The organism is Oerskovia sp. NPDC056781, assembly GCF_042789955.1.
In the GTDB taxonomy this organism is placed as follows: Bacteria; Actinomycetota; Actinomycetes; order Actinomycetales; family Cellulomonadaceae; genus Oerskovia; species Oerskovia rustica.
On the sequence record NZ_JBHUAD010000383.1, the window covers coordinates 1 to 1948 of the forward strand.

Annotated in this window: 1 protein-coding gene; it reads right to left on the bottom strand. The window is 70.9% G+C overall.

Annotation, left to right across the window (positions count from 1 at the left end; all coding sequences use genetic code 11):
• Positions 1–83: 83 nt before the first annotated feature.
• Positions 84–1736, bottom strand: a complete 1653-nt coding sequence (locus ACFRCR_RS18575; protein WP_377679661.1) for a peptide chain release factor 3 — start codon at positions 1734–1736, stop codon at positions 84–86.
• Positions 1737–1948 lie beyond the last annotated feature (212 nt).

The window sequence follows — 1948 nt, forward strand, 5'->3', positions numbered from 1 at the left end:
CCCGGGTACGTGGGCGCGCTCCGCCGTCGGGCGTCGAGGGCTCTGAGGGGCATCTACGGCGCTGCTGCCCCGCGCCCGGTGCGTCAGCCGAAGATCTCGTCCTCGAGCAGGACCACGTCGTCGAGGCGGTTGCGCACCGACGTCACGCGCCAGCGGTCCGGGAAGAGCGCCAGGTACTCGCCGTCCTCGCGCTGGAGGACCTCGACGCCCGGCTGCTCGTTGAGCTTCGCGACCCAGTCCTTCGTGGTGCGCAGCGCCATCGAGTAGCCCAGGCGGTCGAGCGTCACGGGGGCGTTGAACTCGGTCGCCATGCGGTGCTCGGCGACCTCGAACTGCATGGGGCCGACCACGGCCAGGACGGGCGCCTGGTCACCGCGCAGGTCCGAGCGCAGGACCTGCACGACTCCCTCGGCGCCGAGCTGCATGACGCCGCGCTGGAACTGCTTGTAGCGCGAGACGTCCTTGGCGCGCATGACCGCGAAGTGCTCGGGTGCGAACGTCGGCAGCGGCGGGAACTCCACCTTCTTGTCCAGGTACAGCGTGTCGCCCACGCGCAGGCCAGCCGCGTTGACGAGCCCCACGACGTCGCCCGGGTACGCCGTGTCGACGATCGTGCGCTCACGACCGAAGACCTGCTGCGCGTACTTCGTCGCGAAGGGCTTGCCCGTGCGGGCCGAGCTCACGACCATGCCGCGCTCGAACACGCCCGAGCAGATGCGCGCGAACGCGAGGCGGTCGCGGTGCGCGGTGTCCATGCCGGCCTGCATCTTGAAGACGAACGCGCTGAAGGGTGCCTCGACGGGACGCGTGTCCTCGTTCACGGTGACGCGCGGCGAGGGCGAGGGCGCGACGTCGACCAGGACGTCGAGCAGCGCGTGGACGCCGAAGTTCTGCACCGCCGAGCCGAACAGCACCGGGGTCGTCTGACCGGCCAGGAACGACTCCTGGTCATGGTCGCCGTTGGTGTCGGCGAGCAGCTCGGCCTCCTCGGTCGCGGTCGTCCACGCCTCACCCTCGCGGGCCAGTGCTGCGTCCGGGTCCATGACCTCCTCGGGGGCGATCGTCGTGCCGCCCGCGGTGCGCGTGTAGTGCACGTACTGACCCGTGCGGCGGTCCAGGACGCCGCGGAAGTCGCCGCCGACGCCCACGGGCCACGTGAGCGGCGTCGGGACCAGTCCCGTGCGCTCCTGGATCTCGTCCATGAGCTCGAGCGCGTCCTTGCCCGGACGGTCCCACTTGTTGATGACTGTGATGAGCGGGATGCCGCGGTGCTTGCAGACCGCGAACAGCTTCATGGTCTGGACCTCGAGGCCCTTGGCGGCGTCGACGAGCATCACGGCCGCGTCGACCGCGGACAGCACGCGGTACGTGTCCTCGGAGAAGTCGGCGTGGCCCGGGGTGTCGACCAGGTTGATCATCGCGTCGCGGTAGGTGAACTGAAGGGCTGCGGACGTGATCGAGATACCGCGGTCCTGCTCCATGTCCATCCAGTCGGACACCGTGCGCCTGCCGGCCTTGCCGTCCGCGCGGCCCGCCTCGCGGATCGCGTTGGCGTGCAGGGCGAGCGCCTCGGTGAGGGTCGACTTTCCCGCGTCCGGGTGGCTGATGACGGCGAACGAGCGGCGGCGCGAGGCCTCCGCGAGGACGGTCGCCTGCTCCTTCGCCGCGGTCGCCGGTGAGGCGGCCGCGGGGGCGGTGGTGCTGGAGGTCGTGGTGGGCTGGTCCGCTGAGGGCACTGGAACGTCCTGTGGCTTCCTGCAGTTTCCTGCGCGATCGAGGTCGAGGGGGCGGGGCGCATCCGCGCGGGACGCAGCACCCAGCTCTCCATTCTCCCGCGAGATCGAGGCCGTGCTGACCACGGGCTGACAACGGGCCGACCACGGGCCGTCGGCCCGTCGCAAGGATCCGCCGAGGTAGACCCCTGTGCGCGAGGTAGACCTCCTGGAGG